The 20,173-nt window shown below is 42.5% G+C and carries 20 protein-coding genes; 11 read left to right on the top strand and 9 right to left on the bottom strand.

Features of this window, described 5'->3' with window-relative positions; translation table 11 throughout:
• Positions 1-5: 5 nt before the first annotated feature.
• Complete coding sequence (gene truA / locus ID165_RS17625; RefSeq protein WP_192346521.1) at positions 6-764, bottom strand: tRNA pseudouridine(38-40) synthase TruA; 759 nt, start codon at positions 762-764, stop codon at positions 6-8.
• Between the two features lie 102 nt (positions 765-866).
• On the opposite strand from truA, the gene ID165_RS17620 reads away from it, so the two are divergent.
• Entirely contained in the window at positions 867-1,343 is a 477-nt protein-coding gene (locus ID165_RS17620) for a DUF4293 domain-containing protein (protein ID WP_192346519.1), read from the top strand.
• A 100-nt stretch (positions 1,344-1,443) separates the two neighbouring features.
• Here the strand turns inward: ID165_RS17620 and ID165_RS17615 are convergent, their stop codons facing one another.
• The 3 genes from ID165_RS17615 to ID165_RS17605 are packed head-to-tail and all read right to left on the bottom strand — an operon-like array spanning position 1,444 to position 3,444.
• Positions 1,444-2,202 (bottom strand): hypothetical protein, encoded by a 759-nt coding sequence (locus ID165_RS17615; protein WP_192346517.1) that lies wholly within the window; start codon positions 2,200-2,202, stop codon positions 1,444-1,446.
• 28 nt (positions 2,203-2,230) lie between these two features.
• Complete coding sequence (locus tag ID165_RS17610) at positions 2,231-2,917, bottom strand: hypothetical protein (protein WP_192346514.1); 687 nt, start codon at positions 2,915-2,917, stop codon at positions 2,231-2,233.
• Complete coding sequence (locus ID165_RS17605) at positions 2,914-3,444, bottom strand: RNA polymerase sigma factor (protein WP_192346512.1); 531 nt, start codon at positions 3,442-3,444, stop codon at positions 2,914-2,916. The genes ID165_RS17610 and ID165_RS17605 overlap by 4 nt, the downstream gene beginning before the upstream one ends.
• Before the next feature lie 330 nt (positions 3,445-3,774).
• Between ID165_RS17605 and ID165_RS17600 the strand changes: the two genes are divergently transcribed.
• Positions 3,775-4,875, top strand: a complete 1,101-nt coding sequence (locus ID165_RS17600; protein ID WP_192346510.1) for a PLP-dependent aspartate aminotransferase family protein — start codon at positions 3,775-3,777, stop codon at positions 4,873-4,875.
• 216 nt (positions 4,876-5,091) lie between these two features.
• On the opposite strand, the gene ID165_RS17595 is transcribed toward ID165_RS17600, so the two are convergent.
• The 5 genes from ID165_RS17595 to ID165_RS17575 all read right to left on the bottom strand — a co-directional run bounded on the left by ID165_RS17595 (position 5,092) and on the right by ID165_RS17575 (position 11,729).
• Positions 5,092-5,538 carry a DUF2214 family protein gene (locus tag ID165_RS17595; protein ID WP_192346508.1) on the bottom strand — a complete coding sequence of 149 codons (447 nt, stop codon included), beginning with the start codon at positions 5,536-5,538 and terminating at the stop codon, positions 5,092-5,094.
• Positions 5,539-5,743: 205 nt separating this feature from the next.
• Complete coding sequence (locus ID165_RS17590) at positions 5,744-7,282, bottom strand: YifB family Mg chelatase-like AAA ATPase (RefSeq protein ID WP_192346505.1); 1,539 nt, start codon at positions 7,280-7,282, stop codon at positions 5,744-5,746.
• A 451-nt stretch (positions 7,283-7,733) separates the two neighbouring features.
• Positions 7,734-8,105 (bottom strand): hypothetical protein, encoded by a 372-nt coding sequence (locus tag ID165_RS17585; RefSeq protein WP_192346503.1) that lies wholly within the window; start codon positions 8,103-8,105, stop codon positions 7,734-7,736.
• A 29-nt stretch (positions 8,106-8,134) separates the two neighbouring features.
• Positions 8,135-9,967 carry an ABC transporter ATP-binding protein gene (locus tag ID165_RS17580; RefSeq protein ID WP_192346501.1) on the bottom strand — a complete coding sequence of 611 codons (1,833 nt, stop codon included), beginning with the start codon at positions 9,965-9,967 and terminating at the stop codon, positions 8,135-8,137.
• A gap of 61 nt (positions 9,968-10,028) precedes the next feature.
• The gene (locus ID165_RS17575) at positions 10,029-11,729 is read right to left on the bottom strand and encodes a hypothetical protein (protein ID WP_225586819.1); all 1,701 of its coding nucleotides are present in this window, start codon (positions 11,727-11,729) and stop codon (positions 10,029-10,031) included.
• A 175-nt stretch (positions 11,730-11,904) separates the two neighbouring features.
• On the opposite strand from ID165_RS17575, the gene ID165_RS17570 reads away from it, so the two are divergent.
• The 9 genes from ID165_RS17570 (at position 11,905) to ID165_RS17530 (ending at position 20,069) form a co-directional block, all read left to right on the top strand.
• Entirely contained in the window at positions 11,905-12,153 is a 249-nt protein-coding gene (locus ID165_RS17570; protein WP_057939325.1) for a type B 50S ribosomal protein L31, read from the top strand.
• Between the two features lie 69 nt (positions 12,154-12,222).
• Entirely contained in the window at positions 12,223-13,416 is a 1,194-nt protein-coding gene (locus ID165_RS17565) for a GlmU family protein (protein ID WP_192346499.1), read from the top strand.
• A gap of 11 nt (positions 13,417-13,427) precedes the next feature.
• Positions 13,428-14,564: an ATP-binding protein gene (locus tag ID165_RS17560; protein WP_192346497.1), complete on the top strand. Its 1,137-nt coding sequence runs from the start codon at positions 13,428-13,430 to the stop codon at positions 14,562-14,564.
• Between the two features lies 1 nt (position 14,565).
• On the top strand, positions 14,566-15,009 hold the full coding sequence (locus ID165_RS17555; RefSeq protein ID WP_192346495.1) for a RimK/LysX family protein: 444 nt from the start codon (positions 14,566-14,568) through the stop codon (positions 15,007-15,009).
• Positions 15,010-15,065: 56 nt separating this feature from the next.
• Complete coding sequence (gene rimK / locus ID165_RS17550) at positions 15,066-15,971, top strand: 30S ribosomal protein S6--L-glutamate ligase (protein ID WP_192346494.1); 906 nt, start codon at positions 15,066-15,068, stop codon at positions 15,969-15,971.
• On the top strand, positions 15,968-16,897 hold the full coding sequence (gene hemC, locus ID165_RS17545) for a hydroxymethylbilane synthase (protein WP_192346492.1): 930 nt from the start codon (positions 15,968-15,970) through the stop codon (positions 16,895-16,897). Before rimK ends, hemC begins: the two co-directional genes overlap by 4 nt.
• Positions 16,894-17,736: a peptidylprolyl isomerase gene (locus ID165_RS17540; RefSeq protein ID WP_192346490.1), complete on the top strand. Its 843-nt coding sequence runs from the start codon at positions 16,894-16,896 to the stop codon at positions 17,734-17,736. Before hemC ends, ID165_RS17540 begins: the two co-directional genes overlap by 4 nt.
• Positions 17,708-18,643, top strand: a complete 936-nt coding sequence (locus ID165_RS17535; RefSeq protein ID WP_192351646.1) for an SDR family oxidoreductase — start codon at positions 17,708-17,710, stop codon at positions 18,641-18,643. Before ID165_RS17540 ends, ID165_RS17535 begins: the two co-directional genes overlap by 29 nt.
• 40 nt (positions 18,644-18,683) lie before the next feature.
• Positions 18,684-20,069, top strand: a complete 1,386-nt coding sequence (locus tag ID165_RS17530) for a sodium-dependent transporter (RefSeq protein WP_192346488.1) — start codon at positions 18,684-18,686, stop codon at positions 20,067-20,069.
• Positions 20,070-20,173: the final 104 nt, after the last annotated feature.

Below are 20,173 nucleotides of genomic sequence, written 5' to 3'. Positions count from 1 at the left end.
GTAAACTAGTCTAAATAAATGTCTTCTGAATATTCAATGTGGCTTAAAAATAGCCCGCATGCAGGTGCTGATTTTCCTGCCTTCTTTCGATTTCGTGATTCAATGATTTGATGCATTTCCGCAGATTCTATTTTGCCAAGCCCTATATCCACGAGAGTTCCCACGATTGCCCTTACCATTCCACGCAAAAATCGGTTCGCAGTTATATGAAATTGCAATTCACCATCTTTTTGTTCCCAATGAGCCGATTTTATTTCACAGCGAAAATGTTTAACTGCTGTATGCACCTTGCTGAAACACTCAAAATCCTGATGTTCCAAAAGGATTTTGGCCGCCTCATTCATTCGGTGTATATCCGGATTGAAATAATGTCTCCAGACATAGTCTTCTATAAACGGACTTTTTTGTAAAATCATCCGATAGATATATGATCTGCTTTTGGCACTGAATCTTGCATGAGCATCCTCTTTGACCTCACGGATAGCATTGATCGAAATGTCCTTAGGCAATATGCCATTAATAGCCCGGAGAAATTTGCTTCTATCTATTTCTTGTTCGGTATCAAAATGGCAAACCTGCATGCTTGCATGCACACCTGTATCTGTGCGTCCGCTTCCCATCACAGAGATAGGATTTCGAAAGTAAGTAGAAAGTCCTGCTTCCAAGGCCTCTTGGACAGTAAATGCGTTTTCTTGGATTTGCCATCCATGATAGCGTGTGCCTTTATAGCTTAAGTCCAAGAAATATCTTTTGCGCTCACTCATACGGCTGCAAAGATACTATTCCCAAGCAAATCACGGCGAGAAACCTGCTTTCCTTGGTAATGAAGTCATAAGGCCTTTTCTTTGCCAAAAAATCAGAAAGAAATGATCCAGCGCTTACAATCAGTTTTCCTTTTCCTCGTGGCTGTTGCCATGGGATTGACTTTGGGCTTAGACCTTTGGGTACAAGAAGTAGCAGATTCCGGAGAAATATGGGATCTCAATGCTTTGTTTTTGGAGCAGAGAAGTGCTGCCGGGGAGGTGCTTCAGACGTCCTCTAATTGGTATATTGCTGCGCTGGCATCATTCGTAGGGCTTTTGGCTATTATTTCTATCTTCCAATATAGAAATCGGGGTAGACAGATGATGATCAATATGATGAATTCTTTGTTAATGGTAGGCCTGGTCGCAATTGTTTTTTTAATCACGAATAGTCAGAATACAGAACTGGCTGCTACTGATAACGGTGAGTACCAAATTGGCTTCTGGGCGATTTTGGTAGCAATGGTATGTAATATGCTTGCCAATCGATTTATCAGAAAAGATGAAGCCTTGATCAAATCAGTGGATAGAATCAGGTAAAATAGAGGCTAGATATAAGAATCAAGACATTAGACTTTTTCAGCTCCAAACCTAAAAAGCCAGCAGATCGCTGGCTTTTTAGGTTTTAAAGAAAAATTTCCTACCAGAACCTAATACCCACAGTAGGATAGAAGGTTTTGAAGTTCTCAGTACTGATCACACCTACTTGGATGGAAATATGTTTGCTCAATTTTCTATTGTAATACGCCTGCATCGTGGTACCGCTGAATAGTTGACTTTTGTTTTCATTGATCAAGTAACCCACTCCAAAGATATTTCTTCTCGATCTCTCCGAGTTTCCGAATTCCCAAGCGAATTCTGCATTTGCAAACCAGTTACTGTTCACTTTGACGTTGTTTTCTATCCGCTCAGGGAAATAAACCGTGTTGGTGACGGATCCTCCAAGTGAGAAATTGCGCCAATTCACAAGGGCTCTGAATCCAACTACCGGCGTAAAATCTCCTCCTGTATAGTCCAGACCAACAGGAAAGGTCATTTCCAGACTGTCTATGTAAGGAATGTATTTTTTCTCAAGTTGGTATTTCACATGTTTTAAACCGGTGGAAGGGAAATTTTCACCAAGCCGGTAAGCAATGGTGATGAATTCGGGAAAATTGGTTGCTTTTCGAAGTAAGGGTTCAAACTCCTCTGTCAGCTCCTGTGTGGTGAATTCTGTGTTATTAAAATACAAGACCAATTTGCTTTCATTTGGAAAATCAAATACAAGTGTGTCGGTTACCGGCCAATCTCTATCCAGCCATTCCTGATTGGAAGCGGAAAGTTTGTTTTCTACTGCCTGGGCGGAGGCTTGAAAAGCGCATAGCATTGCCAGGCAAGAAACGAGTAGGATTCTTTTCATGATGATTTTAGTTTGAAAATTTAGCTGTTTACTGTTTTTGAAAATTTATCTTAATGGAATTTTTGGGTTGTTCAGATCTCCCGATTTGTTGGTTATCAATGTTCTCAGGGTTGCTAGAGCCGAAGGTGGTCTGGAGTTTTTTCTTGTCCTGAAATCCCCATGATATTTTGACTCTATGCAGTGTCTGTAGCTCCTCCGGTTCGGGAATGGATGGAGCTTTCAACTCAGAAACCACCGTATTTTCAATGGCTAGATCTTCTAAATCAAGCTTGGGGAGCTCGATGGCAACAATTGTCTCCCTCTTGACAGGCTGCTTAGGGGATGCATTTGTTCTAGTTTTTTCCAGTTGAGATTCTACAGCTGCATTTAAAGGAGATTCTGTTTCAGCGATAGGTTTTTCATCAGGGATTATAAGTTCAGGAGAAGGAGCATTCACCTCAGTGATCAATTGAGGTTTCACATCCTTGTCTCCAAATTTCAGATACGCAATGCTGGAAACAGCCAAAATCAATGCGATGGAAGCAGCTACCAGTCCGTATTTCCACAGGGGAATTACTGGGGTTTTGTTGTCAAGTTCGCGTTCTATGGTGTTCCAGAGATCGGCTTTAGGCATTCTCTCAGGAAGATTCGCTACATGCTCCTTTACCTGAAGGTCGAAATCCTTCCGCTGCTGAATCTTACTCCATAAATCTTGTTTTGGATTATACTTATTCATACTTGCAGTAGTTTAGTAATTCGCTTTTTCAACAGTGCCTTAGCATAATGCAACTGGGACTTGGAAGTACTCTCGGAAATCCCCAACATTTCTGCGGACTCTTTATGGGAATATCCTTCCACTGACAAAAGCAGAAATACTGCTCTGGCTCCTGCCGGTAAACTCAAAATAGCCTGATCGAGCATCTCTGCATCAAACCAAGAATCAAAGGCCTCATTTGATTCCATTTCTACATTTTCTATCGGTTCGAAGTGGATTTTCTTTTTACTCTGTAAAATCGCCTTACGAACTGTGATCGTTTTCATCCAACCAATTAGTGCTTCCGGATGCTTTAGCGCATTGATTTTTTGGAAAATCTCCACGTAAGAATCCTGAAGCACATCATTTGCTTCATCCTCATCGTTCACTATCCTATAGCAAGTAGTATAAAGCATGCCTTTGGTCTGTTCAAAAAGCTGAAACTGCGCGGATCTGTCTCCTCGGAGGACTTTGGATATCAGGTTTGAGTCTAGCTTTTGAACATTCATAGAATTGTTTTATACCTAAGAGAGTTATTTGACAGATAGAAGGTTGGAATAGAGATAAAAGTTTTCCCGAACTTCATTGCATTTTACAAATTCTTTGCGGGCGCATCGGAAATAATGGTAATTTCAGGTTCACCCTTTTGCAAGTATTAACAACCATCATATGAAATCGAGTCTGCCTGAGAAAGACAGGAATGACCTAACCGGGACTTGTCCCGAACCTACCTGCCGCATACAAGTTTGCTTCGGCAGAAGGATGATTATCAACCATGCAAGATTCCATAGCCTGCCCTGACTAATCAGGGTGGCCAAATAAAATCAAATTATAATCACATGAAACTAGAAACGCTCGCCATTCACGGAGGAAATATTGTCTCTGATTCCGAAAAGCCAGTTATACAGCCGATCACGCTCAGCACGACTTTTATTCATCAGCCCGAGTCGATGATCTATGCCAGGGCTAATAACCCAAACCGCCATTCACTGGAGCGATTGCTGGCAGCATTGGAAAAAGGTGCCGATGCAGCTGCTTTTTCTTCCGGAAATGCAGCTGGAGTTGCGGTTTTTCAAGCACTGGAACCGGGATCACACTTGATTGCGCCTGAGGATATGTATCATGGCTTGAAAAATGCGATTCTTTCTCTTTTCAAAGGTGTGCTGGAAGCCACTTTCGTTGATATGAACGATTTGGCAGAGGTAGAAAATGCCTTCAAATCCAACACAAAATTAGTTTGGGTGGAGACACCTTCCAATCCCTTGCTAAAGATTACTGATATCAGTGCTGTGGGAAGACTGGCTAAGGAAAAAGGAGCTATTCTAGCATGTGATAACACCTTTGCCACTCCTGTTTTTCAAAATCCAATTGATTTTGGTGCTGATATCGTGATGCATTCAAGCACCAAGTATTTTGGAGGACATTCAGATATTATGGGTGGAGCGTTGATTACCAGAGAGACTTCGCCATTTTGGGAAAAAGTGAAAAATGTACAAATCTCTGGCGGAGCGGTTCCTTCGCCAATGGATTGTTATTATCTATGTAGAAGTATCAAGACGCTGCCTTATCGAATGAAAGGTCATGCTGAGCATGCGATTGTTTTGGCTAATTTTCTTTCCAGCCACGATCGCGTAGAAAGGGTTTATTATCCTGGATTGAAGACTCATCCAGGACATTTGATAGCTGCTAACCAGATGACGGGATTTGGAGGTTTATTGTCTTTCCAGGTCAAAGGGGATGCCGCGGATGCAGATCGTGTGATTTCCAAACTTAAATACTTTACCAATGCAACCAGCCTTGGAGGAGTGGAAAGTCTGATTGAGCGCAGGGCTGCAAGTGAAGGTCCAGATACCTTGACTCCCCAGAATTTAATCAGAGTGTCAGTAGGATTGGAGCATTTGTATGATCTGCTGGAGGATATGGAAAACGGGCTGAGATAAACAAGTCAATTAACTGCGGGGGAACTCTGGGTTTTCGCAGGGGGCACAATTTGGCTTTATCCATAGGAGTATGTTGGCTCATATTCATGAACAATCCAGAAGAACATATCCCGATCGGATAGTGAGGAGACCTCATCTTGATCGGGTAAAGTTGCAAGTGATTTCTCCACTCGGTTGATATACTCTTTAGCAAATCCAAGGAGAAATCATCACGGTCTAACCGAAATGCCCAATTCCTTTTGCCATCAACCCTGCCAAGAGAGGGATGATGAATAGAATCAAGAGTTCTAGGCGTAGTAGCATAAAAATGGATTTGGGAATAGCTACCACTTCTTCGTGATCACCTTTTCTGTTTTTGATGAAAAAAACAGTCGGATAAATCGAAAGTATTCCTATGGTGGCAAAAAGTGTGATTTTGATATGGAAAATGAAGTTTAGCGAGTAAAACACCGTTGGCTTCCCATATCCACCTAACCACAGCGTAAGGCCAACGGCCAAAAGTGTCAGAGCAGCCATTCCATAAACCCCGTCGATTATGGCTATTTTTTTTATTTCTTTTCTGGTCATTGTTTTCTTAAGCAAAAGATGTTCAGAAACCAGTGATCCCACAATTGCAAATATGCTGATAAAATGAAGGTAGCGGAGTAGAATTTCGGTGGTCATGCGTTGGTGTTTATGTTTTAGCGCCGTACCTAAAGGCACGGCTGATGTTACGATAAATTAATTTGCTATCCGTAGTATGTCCCTACGGGACGATTTTGGTTATGTAGGTTTGTAGAATGGAGTGGTTTTTCTTAAAGTGAAGGAGATTTCATTTTGCCATGAGAGGCTCTTGTCGAAGACTTTGCTTTAAATTGTTCATCTATTTCTAGCCCGCCCAGCCTTCACGATCCAAACTTCTGTACTGAATAGCTTCGGCAAGATGCTCGACCTTGATCTCTTCACTTCCTGAAATATCGGCTATGGTTCTGGCCACTTTCAATATTCTGTCATAAGCTCTGGCTGATAATCCCAGCCTTTCCATGGCAGTTTTCAAGAGCGTCTTGCCCGCTTCATTGATTTGGCAGATTTGCTTCGTTAAATGTGATGGCATCATGGCATTGCAGAATACTTCAGGATTATCTTTGAATCGCTCCTTTTGTTTTTCCCGTCCAAGAATCACGCGTTCACGTATTTCCTTGCTGGATTCGGTCTTGCGGGTGGAGGTCATCTCATCAAATTTGACCGGTGTCACTTCCACGTGAAGATCGATGCGGTCCAGCAGAGGACCCGAAACTTTGTTCAAATAGCGCTGCACAATCCCAGGCCCACAGACACATTCTTTTTCCGGGTGGTTATAGTAGCCACAGGGACATGGGTTCATACTGGCAATCAACATAAAATTGGAAGGGAAATCCACGGATACTTTCGCTCTGGAGATCGTCACCCTTCGCTCCTCCAGCGGCTGGCGCATCACCTCAAGTACTGTGCGTTTAAACTCAGGTAATTCATCTAAAAACAATACACCATTGTGAGCCAGCGAAATTTCTCCCGGCTGGGGATTTCCGCCCCCACCTACCAATGCCACATCGCTTATTGTGTGATGGGGTGATCGAAACGGACGATTTGCCAGCAATGACCCGTTTTTGCCAAGCTTGCCTGCGACGGAGTGAATCTTTGTCGTTTCCAGTGCTTCTACCAAAGTAAGCGGTGGAAGAATAGAAGGCAGACGCTTGGCCAGCATGGTCTTTCCTGCCCCGGGAGGGCCAATCATAATCACATTGTGTCCACCTGCGGCAGCGATTTCCATTGCCCGCTTGATGTTTTCCTGCCCCTGCACATCAGCAAAGTCAAATTCAATCTCATCCAGCGAATGGTAGAAAATCTCTCGTGTATCTGTCACTAGGGGGGCTATCTGCAACTCTCCCATCAAAAAATCCGTGGCTTGCTGCATAGTTGCCACTCCTATAATATCCAGATTATTGACAATAGAGGCTTCTTTTGCATTTTCTACTGGAAGGATAAAGCCTTTGAAGCCTTTCTTCCGTGCTTCTATAGCAATTGGAAGTACGCCTTTAATAGGCCTGAGATTACCGTCCAGCGAGAGTTCTCCCATAATTATATAATTCTCAAGCTCAGGAAATTCCACTTGCTCAGAAGCCTGCAAAATTCCCATTGCAATAGGCAAATCATAGGCAGAACCTTCTTTTCGAACGTCTGCCGGAGCCAGGTTTATCACGACTTTTTGTCGAGGCATTCTGTAGCCGAAGTATTTCAGGGCACTTTCCACCCGCTGCTGGGATTCTTTTACAGCAGAATCGGGTAGCCCCACCATAAAGAAACTGGTACCTTGTCCCACATTCACTTCTATCGTGATAATATTAGCATCTACGCCGGATACTGCGCTTCCAAAAGTTTTAGCTACCATAATTTATAAAAAAAGAAAACCTGATTGGTTTCCTTAATATAGGGCTTTAGGAAAATAAAATTCTTATGAATTCACATAAATTTCCCTCGAAAGCAGTTTTTTAAACAGTTTAAGGCTTTGGGATGACATTATTTCTCTATGCTCAATTCCACCAAAATCAAAAGATCGTTTGGTGTTTTGGGTTTTGGAGTTTGGGAATCAATAGTTTTTTTGGAATAACTTGATGCAAGCACAACTAATAAAAAAATAGGCGAATAGAGCGGCGGCTTTTCCATAGAGCATGTGGAAATAGTAGTAGTGATGCTCCGTAAGCTGATGGAAATCATAGACGGCTTCTGGGATTATCTTCCACTTTCATAGATCAGCAAAAACTGAGGATGGGCATTTTTTAGAAATTGAAAAAAAAAGGAAACCGCTAGGGTTTCCTTGATAAATCTGTTTCGGATAAATACTATTTGTCAGTGAAATTCTGGCGTGGAGCAATATTGCTCTGATCCGAGTCATGGGTTGGGTTTGATGGACGAGCAACTGGCTTTGCCGGAGCAGTAGGATGTTCGAAATCATAAATTTTAGCCTTAAGTGCATGCGTTTCGCTTTCCATCTTTTTGATTTGGGACGAAAGACTGCTGTATGCAGCATAGCTGCTGCCCCAAGCGGCAAGAAATAGAATTAAACCAATCAGTGTTATAGTCACCATGGAATCAGATGTGATTTCTTCCATGCCAAAGATCCCACCAAGTGTATCGAAGGCAATGAAGAAAATAAGAAAAGCACCAAAATAGACTAAAAGGGCTATTTGAAGGATTGGGTGAAGTTTTTTCATGGGATTTAGAATTAGTTTTAACGAATATACTAAACCGACTGAATACTAGAAAGCTTCTGGTATAAGCCCTCTGTTTGGCTTAGCTCCAAATGTGTTCCTCGTTGTACTATTTTACCCTGCTCGATGACCAAAATCTCGTCTGCATGCTGGATCGTACTAAGTCTGTGTGCAATGACAAGGGTAGTCCTATTGCTCATTAGTTTGGTGAGCGCTTCTTGCACCAAATGTTCTGACTCAGAATCTAAAGCTGAGGTAGCTTCGTCAAGGATCAGAATCGGAGGGTTTTTCAATACAGCCCGGGCTATGCTAAGCCGCTGTCTTTGACCGCCGGAAAGCTTAGATCCGCGTTCTCCGATTGAAGTTCGGTACCCATCCTCCATTTTTTTAATAAATTCATGTGCATTGGCAATTTTCGCTGCCTCCACTACCTGCTCTTCTGTTGCTCCCTCTACTCCAAATGCGATGTTGTTGAAAACGGTATCGTTGAATAAGATGGATTCTTGCGTCACTATTCCCATTAGATTGCGTAAATTTTTGACTTCAAATGTTTTGATGTTTTTTCCGTCTAAAAGGATTTCGCCATCAGTAGGGTCGTAGAATCTTGGGATAAGATCTGCCAGTGTGGATTTTCCACCTCCGGAAGGTCCGACTAGTGCTATTGTTTTACCTCTATTCAAGGTGAAATTAATGTCTTTCAGTACTCGCTGGTCTTCGTAGGCAAAGCTTACATTTTTAACTTCTACTGATTTCTCAAAGAAACTCAATGCTGCCGGATTAGCAGGAGAGCTGATCTGAGTTGGAGTGTCCACCACAGTGAATATGCGCTCTGCGGAGGCAATGCCTCTCTGAATGCTGCTGACCGCGCGGGATATTTCTTTTGCGGGATTTAATACTTGAGTGAAAATAATAATGTAAGTAATGAAATCAGAAGCACCGAGGTCAGAATTGCCACTGAGCACCAATCCTCCTCCATAGACCAATATCCCTGCTACCACAAATACACCCAGAAACTGGGAGATAGGGGAGGCGAGCTCATTCTTGCGAGCCATGTTGACATTCACACCGGCATAATAATCAGTTTCCTGATCGAATTTGCCTCTCATAAACCGCTCTGCATTGAAGGCTTTGATCACCCGCATTCCGCCTAAGGTCTCATCGAGAATATTTACAATTCTGCCGAGAGATTCCTGGCTTTGTACCGCCTTTTTCTTTAGTCTTCTGGTAATTCCTCCGATGATCGCTCCGGTAATCGGGATGATCAATATGGTAAAAAGCGTCAGCTTGGCAGACATGAAGAAGAGTACCAGGAAATATAAAATAATGGTAACGGGCTCTCGGAATACTACACGAAGTGATTGCACTATGGTGTTTTCGACCTCTTGCACATCATTGGTCATCTTGGACATTAGATCGCCTTTCCGCTCATTGCTAAAGTAGCCGATGTGAAGTTTGGTAACCTGCCCGAAAATATCCATACGCATGCGTTTGATGACAACCGCACGGACTTTTGCCAAAACTACCCCGGACAAGTAGGTGAATAGATTGGAAAGGAAAACCGAAATGACGATGATGGCACAGACATAATATAGGGTGCCCATTTTTCCGAATTCCTCAGCGATCTGTAGGAAATTGTAGTTGAAGAGATGGGAGAAGTAGGCCAAAGAAAAACTGAATTCAGGCTTCTCTGAATATTGAGCAAGCGAGATAGGATCCACTTGCTCGAAGATCACATCAAAAAGTGGTTTGAGCAAGGTGAAATTCAGCAAGCCAAAAACGATGGCAAGAAATGCGTAAATGATATAAATAGGCACGAATTTCCCATAAGGCTTGGCATAGGATAGTATTCGCAGATAAGTCTTCATAGACGTGTAGTCGTAAAATAATCCCGCAAGTTACGTAAAAATGACAGTTGAGGTTTTCAAACTAGTAGTTGTAATCAGGTCTGATGAAATTCCAACGGAAAGCAAGTTGAAGGTAGTGGGTGGTCTCGGGGCTGTCCAGGTCGGGAGATGTTCTCCTTCTGAGCGTGTGTGATGCATCAATGAAAAAATTATGACGAAGCATAAAGCTCGTATTCAGATTTGTCTGGATCACTTTGTTTTCGATTCCCTGCCCTATCTCATTTCCAAATAATCCAGTCGGGCTCCCCACAAGTCTGTTTTTCAAGATATCACCGCCCCAATTTGTTTCCTTGTCCGGATCGCTACCGTAGAGTTGGTACATGCCCAATAAAGTCAAGTTTAGTTTTGGAATAGGCTGGTATCGGAGAATTCCCAGCATTTCCCGGAAGTTGGCTCCTCTGGGATGAGTCAGCGGTGTCCGCCAATTGCTGTAGGATTGAAAATCGAATTTCTCTTGGAAAGTATAGGGTCTTGCCGAATTATACTCCAACTGTAAATCAAAATTTGATATTTTAAAGAGGTTAATGTATTTGAATCCTGCTTGCAGCCCGTATTTGTTCCGCTTGGATCCTTTGCCATCTTGACCGAAAAACTCAGAGAAGACAAATTCATCCAGCGCAAATTGTCCATAAAGCTGCATGGAAGGATAGAAATTCCATTTGTAATCCATTCCCAACATGACCTTGTCTGGAGTGCCGAGTGATTGTTCCACCCAGCGGTAAAAGACAATAGGATTGTAGTAATTGAAATCTGCCTTGTCGGTCATCACTGATTCGAAGAATCCCAGATTAAGGTTTTTGCCCACATTGAAACCAAGCCGGTGAAAGGAAAACCATTTCTGCGGATATCTCCCATCGGTTGGCCTACCTCTATCATAATCCGCATCAGCAGTCATCTGAGACCAGATGTTGGTCAATTGAAATTTCCATACCTGCGTATTTAATTTCACAAACATGTAAGGATTGGAAAAGTCTGACAGCAAAAAAGACCTGTAGCCTTCCCCGATAAAGTTTCTGTCATGACCAACCTCTATTTGGATGTGTTTGGTGATATTGAAACTTACATGTCCCAGCGCAGAGAAGTAGCTATAACCTTCCTCATTATATTCTTTCCAAAAACCTTCTCCGGGAACAGCTCCGTTGTGAGCGGCATAGCTTTTTGTCCAGCTTGGGAAAAATGCTTCAGAGGAAGTGAAATAAGTGTAAAAACCCACTTTCTTATCTATTGATCCTCGAAGAACTACTCCGCGCGAAAGTCGATTTGGGCTTTGGTCGTTGTCCTGTTCAATGCCGCCATTTAGGTAGATGACAGGACTTAAATGGATATCAAACTCATCACTATAATAATGTGCAAAGTCTCCGGGTCTGCGATATAGTCCTTTCAAGAAAGGCTTTTTTGATTCCGGTGTTTCTCTGCTAATAAATTCCCAATTGTCTTGACTCAAATAAGCAAGGTTGAACAGGTCAGATCTAGAGCGGATGACGGCGTCACCTGCGAGACTGTCCAAGTATGCCGCCACATGATCTCTTCGGTAAGGTTTTGTACCTGAATGGAAATTCCCATTGTTTTTTCCCTGGAGAATTTCGTACCGCTCGATCTTTTGGTAATAATCCCTGTCGAATGGAATATAACTTCCCTGTGAAAAGGCAAAAGATGATAATAAAAATGTGCCTATAAGTATAGGCAAGCAAAAGCTCGGATGGGGACTGGATATCTTTAGCATCAGCTAAATCTAAAAATTATCTCATTGAAAATCCCTTATTTTGTGTTCTTGAATCGACTTTTTAAATCCTTTTGATCAATTGACATAGAAATACTTGACAAAGATTTGGTGGATTTTCTGAAAAATGGTAACTTTGTGCCTCATTTGAAAGAGGTACTATATAACTAGCAATAATATGAAAGCTGATATCCATCCAAACTACAGAGACGTCGTTTTCTACGACACATCTAGTGAGTTTAAGTTTCTTACTAAATCGACCATTGAAACAAGCGAGACAATCACTTGGGAAGATGGCAATGAATATCCTTTGTTCAAGGTGGAAGTGAGCTCTCAGTCTCACCCGTTCTATACAGGTAAGAAAATGATGCTTGATACTGCGGGACGTGTTGAGAAATTCAACAGAAGATACGCTCAGAAGAAGTAATTCTTTCTTATCTCAGGCTAAAAAGTCTCCCGGAGCATGGATTCCGGGAGACTTTTTTATTTTTGCCTCATGGACTCAATTTTGTTGTTTGATGATCCCGCCATCCGCGGATCATTGCTCCCTTTTACTTTTACCAGGCCAGTGGCCGACATCCGCATAGGAATTCTGAAGATTTCTGAGAAGTGGGAAAAGATGACAGGTTCCCCCGTTTCGTACCTTACCCAGGATTACCTTCAGAATAAATTTTCCCGCAAAGTAGGTGAGGGGCTGGCTATAAATGGCGCTTGGCTTCCCGATAGGAATAGCTTAAGATGGTTAAAGTCTCTTTCTTTTAATCAGTCGCTTTATTTCGGGAGAACATTGCTGGCTACTTACATAGGCGAAACAGAAAAGAATCTTGCTGTGAAGGGAAAGGAAATTGTCCAGATGGATTTGCAGCCAACTCTATTATTAAAGACTTGGAATATATTTCAATTCAATGGGGCTGAAATCAAAAAGGATTTCGACCTACTCACCCAAGGTAGAAAATCCATCAAAATCAGCGATCCTCATACGATCCTTTATTCGCCTGAAAAGATTTTTATCGAAGAGGGGGCAGTGATTCGGGCAGCAGTGTTGAATGCGGAGAATGGACCGATTTATATAGGGAAAAATGCTGAGGTACAAGAAGGCGCATTGATACGTGGCCCATTTGCACTTTGTGAAAATTCTACGATTAACATGGGCGCGAAAATAAAAGGTGATACTACTGTGGGTCCTCATTCCAAAGTTGGTGGGGAAGTGTCCAACTCGGTTATATTTGGTTATAGCAACAAAGGACATGATGGATTCTTGGGGAATTCTGTGGTCGGGGAATGGTGTAATATGGGGGCTGATACAAATGTCAGCAACCTGAAAAACAATTATTCTCCAGTTAAACTTTGGGACTACACAACGGGGAATTATACCAACACGGGTTTGCAGTTTTGTGGGTTGATGATGGGTGATCACTCCAAATGCGGAATCAATACCATGTTCAATACAGGAACTGTGGTGGGCATTGGATCCAATGTCTTTGGTCCGGGGTTTCCTCGCAAATTTATTCCTTCCTTTGCTTGGGGTGGAGAAGAAGGATTCTCTACCTTTTTGTTTCCGAAATTTATAGAGACTGCAAAAGCTGTGGTAGCAAGACGGGGAATGGAAATGAATATAGAAGAACAAGAAATCTTACACACAATTTTCGAAATGTCCAAAAACTATAGAATTTGGGAAACCTCATCCTGATTAATTAATCCATGCAATTCGCAGCTATACCGGGGCTTCCCGAAACCAAAGAAAATCTAATCAACGCTGTCAAAAACAATCATTTGGCGCATGCACTGTTATTTCATGGGCCTGAAGGCTCCGCTAATCTGACTATGGCTCTGGCGCTGTGCACGTATTTGTACTGCGAAAACCCGGGAACTACGGATTCCTGTGGGGCTTGTGCCTCTTGTCAGCGGATGAGCCGATTGGTTATGCCAGATCTGAATTTTGCTTTTCCTACTATTGCCACCGCCAAGGAGGATGATAAAGAAGATGATGAAAAGGTCGATCTACTGACAAACTGGAGAAAGTTTGCGACAGAACAGCCTTATGGAAACGTGCATGATTTTATCTATTTCAATAAGTTCGAGAAGAAGCAGCTAAATATTTCCAAAGGAGCCGCACGCAAAATTATTCAAGCCCTTTCTTTGATGTCTTTCGAAGGAGGGTATAAAATAATGATGATCTGGGCGCCTGAATTTCTGCATCCTTCGGCGGCAAATGCGCTGCTGAAAATTCTTGAAGAGCCTCAGCCCAAGACGCTTTTTATATTGGTGACAGGTCATGCCGATCAATTGCTGACCACGATACTTTCGAGAACTCAGAAAGTGACCATCCGTGGTTTTTCAGATGAAGAAGTGAAAAACCATCTCATCACTAAAAGACTGTGTGATGAATCCTCCGCAGGTCAGATAGCGATGCTGGCAGATGGTAATTTGCGTGAAGCATACCGGCTAGTGGAGCAGGTAGAAGATCTGCAGGTGAGAAAAATCAGAGAATGGTTTTTGTCGTGTTACAAAGCCGATTTCAAAAGCATTTTTGGACTTGCGGATGATTTTCACAAATCAGATAAAGAAGCGCAAAAATCCCTTGTCTTGACAGGTCTGAATGTTCTTCGCGAGATACTTCTGAAGAATGCCGGGCTAGACGAGCTCCTGCGTACCCATGATGAGGATCGGGACTTTGTCAATAAAATCAGCGGAAAAATCCTTAAAGAAGAGCATGTGGGCAAGCTTTATGGCGACTTTAATACGGCTCATTATCATCTGGAAAGAAACGGTAATGCTAAATTTATCTTTACAGATCTTTCTATGAATGTGACCAGATTGATGGCTAAAATCAGCTGATATGGATCAAAAAATAATTGGCAGAAAAGAAAAGGTGTCTCTCCCTGATCTGGGATTGAAGCTAGTATGGGCAAAAGTAGACACGGGGGCATATACCAGCAGTATTCATGCTGAAAACCTGAAAGTAATCGAAGTGAAAGGGAAGCTCGTGTTGCAATTCCAGCCTCTACTGCCGGGGCACAAATCATATACAGGCGATGTGGTTACTTTTGAGCATTTCAGAGAGAAAAAGGTGAAAAATTCATTCGGCCATGCAGAGGTTCGTTATTTGATAGAAACTACCTTTGAACTTGCCGGTGAAGTCTATTCGGCAGAGTTTACACTATCGGATCGGTCAAGCATGAGAAATGCGATTCTCCTTGGCCGGAAAATCCTTAGAAATCGTTTTCTTGTAGATGTATGTAAAGTCAATCTGGCTAGACAATACAGAAAAAAAATAAACTGACTAATGATTTATTTTAAGAGTCATGAATATGCCTCATACCCCCTAAAAATTTTCATATGAAAATTGCAATCCTATCCAGGAACCCAAATTTGTATTCTACCAAAAGACTTTTTGAAGCGATTCATAAAGCAGGGCATGAAGCGACAATTGTAAACCATAGTATTTGTGACTTGATCATTGAGCAAGAAGGCCCTTCTATCATCTACAAGGGTGAAAAACTCACTGATATAGATGCTGTAATTCCCAGAGTTGGTGCTTCGGTTACTTTTTATGGAACAGCCGTGGTGCGCCAATTCGAACTCATGGGGGCATTCTCTGCAGTAAATTCTCAGGCTATAGTAAGAAGCCGGGACAAATTGAGAAGCTTACAGATCTTGTCCAGTGCAGGGTTGGGAATGCCTAAAACGGCTTTTACCAACTTTTCCAAGGGAGGAGAAAAGCAAATTATCGAGCACGTGGGAGGCGCTCCTCTTATCATCAAATTACTCGAAGGTACTCAGGGGCTTGGAGTTGTTTTGGCGGAGACCAGAAAAGCCAGTCAATCAGTGATAGAGGCTTTTCATGGACTGAAGGCTAGAATCATTGTTCAGGAATTTATCAAGGAAGCGAAAGGGGCCGATATACGTGCATTCATAGTGAATGGAAAAGTGGTCGGCGCCATGAAGCGTCAGGGTGCGGAGGGGGAATTCAGATCCAATCTTCACAGGGGAGGAAAAGCCACCATTATCAAGTTAAGCCGGGCAGAAAAACAAGCAGCTTTGGGAGCCGCAAAAGCACTTGGACTGGATGTAGCCGGGGTGGATATGCTTCAGTCTGCAAGGGGGCCATTGATTTTGGAGGTAAATAGCTCTCCTGGTTTGGAGGGAATAGAGAAAGCTACAGGTATAGATATCGCCGCTGCAATTGTGAAATTTATAGAAGAAGGGGTGAATAAGCGCCCTATGAAAATATCAAGTCAATGAGTCGATTAGTGAAAATAGGCACACGGGGAAGCAAGTTGGCACTCTGGCAAGCCTATCATGTGGAGGAGCTATTGCAAAAAGAGGGACTGAGTACGGAAATTGTGATCATTGATACCAAAGGAGACCAAATTCTTGATGTTTCCATTGCCAAGATTGGTAGTAAGGGGGTTTTTACCCAAGAGCTTGAAGATCAACTGTTGGACGGAAGAATCGATATTGCTGTGCATAGTGCTAAGGATATGCAATCCAATTTGCCGGAAGGTTTTGAAATCATAGCCTTTACCAAGCGTGAAAAAGAAAATGATGTGCTTGTCTCTCATGATAAATCTGTTTCGCTTAAGGAAGAAATTGTGTTGGGTACTTCATCTACACGACGGGTGTCTACCTTGAAGCATTTTTATCCGCATGTGAAAACGGTGGAGGTTCGGGGAAATCTTCAAACCCGCATCCGCAAAATGGAAGAGGGATTGTGCGATGCGCTATTGTTGGCATACGCAGGAGTGCACCGGATGGAATATGACCATATGATTGTGGGCGAACTGGATCTGGATGAATTTACTCCGGCGGTGGGGCAGGGCTCTGTGGCTATCGAAGTTGCCGAAAAACTAAACCCGGAAGTAAAGGCTATGATTGCAGCCGCATGTAATCACCGCGAAACTTCCTTGAGGCTGCGTGCCGAGCGGGCATATCTAAGAGTACTTGAAGGGGGATGCAGCATTCCTGTGTTTGCGCTGGCAAATCTTGACAGTGACCAAGTCAGCCTAAAAGGCGGGATTGTGAGCTTGGATGGAAGGGAGAGGATTTCTATTGAAGTGAAAGGGAGTGCAGACGAGCCCGAAAAGCTGGGACAGGAGTTGGCAGACAAGGTTTTTGCCGTAGGCGGAAGAGCCATATTGGATCAAATTAAAACAACACTGAATAAATGAGATTTCTAAGAACGTTACTTTTTCTCTTCCTTTGCGCCAGCTCATTCGCCTGTGCAGCTGATAAAGATTATGTGATCACGATAGAGACAAGTCACGGTAACATAGTGGCGGTACTCTTTGACGACACGCCTGAGCACAAATCCAATTTTATCAAATTGGCTGAAGCCGGTAGATTTGATTCCACGGAATTTCAGCGAGTGATCAAAAATTTTATGGTTCAGGGAGGTGATGTGTTCACGAAGGAAAATTTGCCAGCTCAGGAATGGCCAACCTTGCCGGCAGAAATTCGACCGAATCATTACCACAAAAAGGGAATGATCGCTGCTGCCCGTCAGGGGGACGGAATCAATCCGGAAAGAAGATCAAACGGTTCACAGTTCTATATAGTGATCGGAAAAGTATATAATGAGTTGGAATTAACCACGGATATGGTACCGCTTCAGAAAGCTTTTATGAAATACATGGAATTGGGAAGCCAGGCAGAATTGAAAAAAGAATATGTTCGACTTTATAATGAGCAGAAGTATGATAGTTTGACAACAATGCTTCTCTCCAAAAGGGAAGAACTGGAAAAATCATTGAATATTAAGTTGACTAAGGATTTTACTCCCGAGCAGATAGAAGCCTATACTACTGTAGGCGGAACACCGCATTTGGATAAGGAATACACTGTTTTTGGAGAAGTAATCCAAGGACTTGAAGTTGCCGATGCGATTTCAAATCTCCCTACCCAGCGGGATAGTCCCGTAGAGCGGGTTTTCATGAAAGTAACTGTGGACAAAATGTCCCGAAAGAAAATTGAAAAAGAATATGGCTACACCTATGCAGATGAGAAGTAAAAAGAAAGTTTTTATCACCGGTGCAAATGGTCTGCTTGGTCAAAAGCTCGTGGCTCAATTGACCGAAAAAGAAGCATTTCAGGTAATAGCAAGTGGCAAAGGTGAATGCAGGTTGCCGGGTACCGGATTTGAATACGTTTCTCTTGATATTACGAGTGAGGCAGAGGTAGGAAAAACCTTGGCTGAAATCAAACCGGATATCATTATCCATGGAGCAGCGATGACCCATGTGGATCAATGTGAACTGAATCAAGATGCCTGTTACGACGCAAATGTCAACGCTACAGCTTATTTGATCAAGGCCGCCGAAGCGGCTCAAGCCCATTTTATATTTTTGTCTACAGATTTCATATTCTCGGGAAAAGAAGGGCCTTTAGACGAAAATGCTGAGCCGGCACCGGTCAATTACTATGGAGAAACCAAGCTGAAAGGCGAGGAGATGGTCATGGGTTGTAAGACTAAATGGGCTATTGCCCGAACAGTATTGGTTTTTGGGATAGCCCATGATATGAGCCGGACGAACATTGTGCTTTGGGTGAAATCCTCACTGGAAGCAGGCAAGGAAATCCCATTGGTAGATGATCAATTCCGCACCCCGACACTTGCTGAAGATCTGGCTGCAGGTTGTATTTTGATCGCTGAAAAAGAAGTCGAGGGAGTTTTTAATATTTCAGGGTCTGATTTTCTGACTCCCTATGAAATGGCAACTATTACGGCTGAGTTCTTTGGACTTAACAAAGAATTAATAAAGCGGGCTGATTCGAGTACGTTTACCCAGCCGGCAAAAAGGCCTTTAAAAACAGGTTTTATTATCTCAAAAGCTCGGGAACAGCTTGGTTTTGAGCCTAAAACTTTCCGGGAGGCAATTGGTATTTTGGCAAAACAAATTATCTTAGCCCGATCTTAAAAAGCAGTTTATACACCCTTATTTAATTTTAGAATAATTTATGGCAGTTAGCAACGATACCGAAGAAAGAGGTCAATGGGGATCGAGTCTTGGCTTTATCATGGCCGCAGCAGGATCCGCAGTGGGCTTGGGAAACATCTGGAGATTCCCTTATCTAGTCGGTGAGTATGGAGGTGGAGCCTTCGTTTTTGTATATATAATTTGTGTACTATTCATTGCTTTGCCATTATTGTTTAATGAAATAGCATTAGGTAGAAAATCAGGTAAGAATCCCATTGGGGCTATTCGCGAGACAGGAGGTAACCGCTTTTGGCAGAGTGCGGGGGTACTTTGTGTTTTGGTTTGCTTTTTTGTGTTCAGTTACTATTCTGTGATAGCAGGCTGGACTGTTGGCTATATTTTTACGGAGATTATCAATATTCCGATTGATTTTGCGGTCTTTGTAAAGACACCTATGTATGTTATTCCATTGACATTTGTGTTTATATTAATGACTATATTGATCGTATTGGGTGGAGTATCCGGAGGTATAGAAAAAGCATCCAAATTCCTGATGCCGGTTTTATTTATTATTATCATTTTTATTGCGGGACGTTCAGTTACTTTGGAAGGAGCTTCAGCAGGGATAGAGTATTATTTAAAGCCGGATTTCTCCAAAATTAGTGGAGCAGTAATACTTCAGGCCTTGGGACAGGCCTTCTTTTCTATGTCTGTGGGGTGGGGTTTGATGATTACTTTTGGGTCTTATTTGCCTAAAAAATCAAACGTTATCCAATCTGGCGGATGGATTGCGGGAATGGATACCTCTGTCGCTCTTTTGGGTGGATTGATGATTTTTCCGGCTTTATTTGCATTACTTCCGGGTAAAGATCCTGCTGCCGGTCCGGCTTTGGTTTTTGATGTGTTGCCAAAAGTATTTGACGCTATGCCGGGTGGTAATATCGTAGGCGGATTGTTTTTTATCCTACTTATGGTAGCAGCTCTAACCTCTACTATTTCCATGCTGGAAGTACCGGTGGCATATTTGATTGATGATAGAAAATGGAATAGAAAACGTGCTACATGGACAGTAGGTATATCAGCAATGGCTCTTTCAGTGCCTTCTGCGCTTTCCCAGATTCCGGGTACTTTCTTTGCCAATCTGCATATCAACTTTTTTGGCAACAGGCTGGAAGGATTCTTTGGGATAATGGATTTTGTCTTTGGCACCTTTGCGGTGATCGTAATTTGTTTGATGCTTGCTTTGTACACAGGTTGGGCATCGAAAATTTCTGACTATGCAGATGAATTAGCTTCCGGCGCACCCGGCTTTAAAGGGCCATTTCGTGGAGGTTGGATGTTCTTTATTAAATATGTCTGTCCTATTGTTATCATTCTTTTGATTTTGAATATGTTGGGAGTAATGGGGTTTGAGCAAGCTGCATAAGCTCTTATGTTTGCATGTGTTGAAAAAAGGAAATCTTCGGGTTTCCTTTTTTTGTTTAAGGTATTGTTCTCTTGGCAGGGGAATTGCTAATTTTTCTTAAATTC

Origin of the sequence: Algoriphagus sp. Y33 (assembly GCF_014838715.1) — a bacterium.
Lineage (GTDB): Bacteria > Bacteroidota > Bacteroidia > Cytophagales > Cyclobacteriaceae > Algoriphagus.
This window is presented reverse-complemented; position numbering and strand designations above follow the sequence as displayed.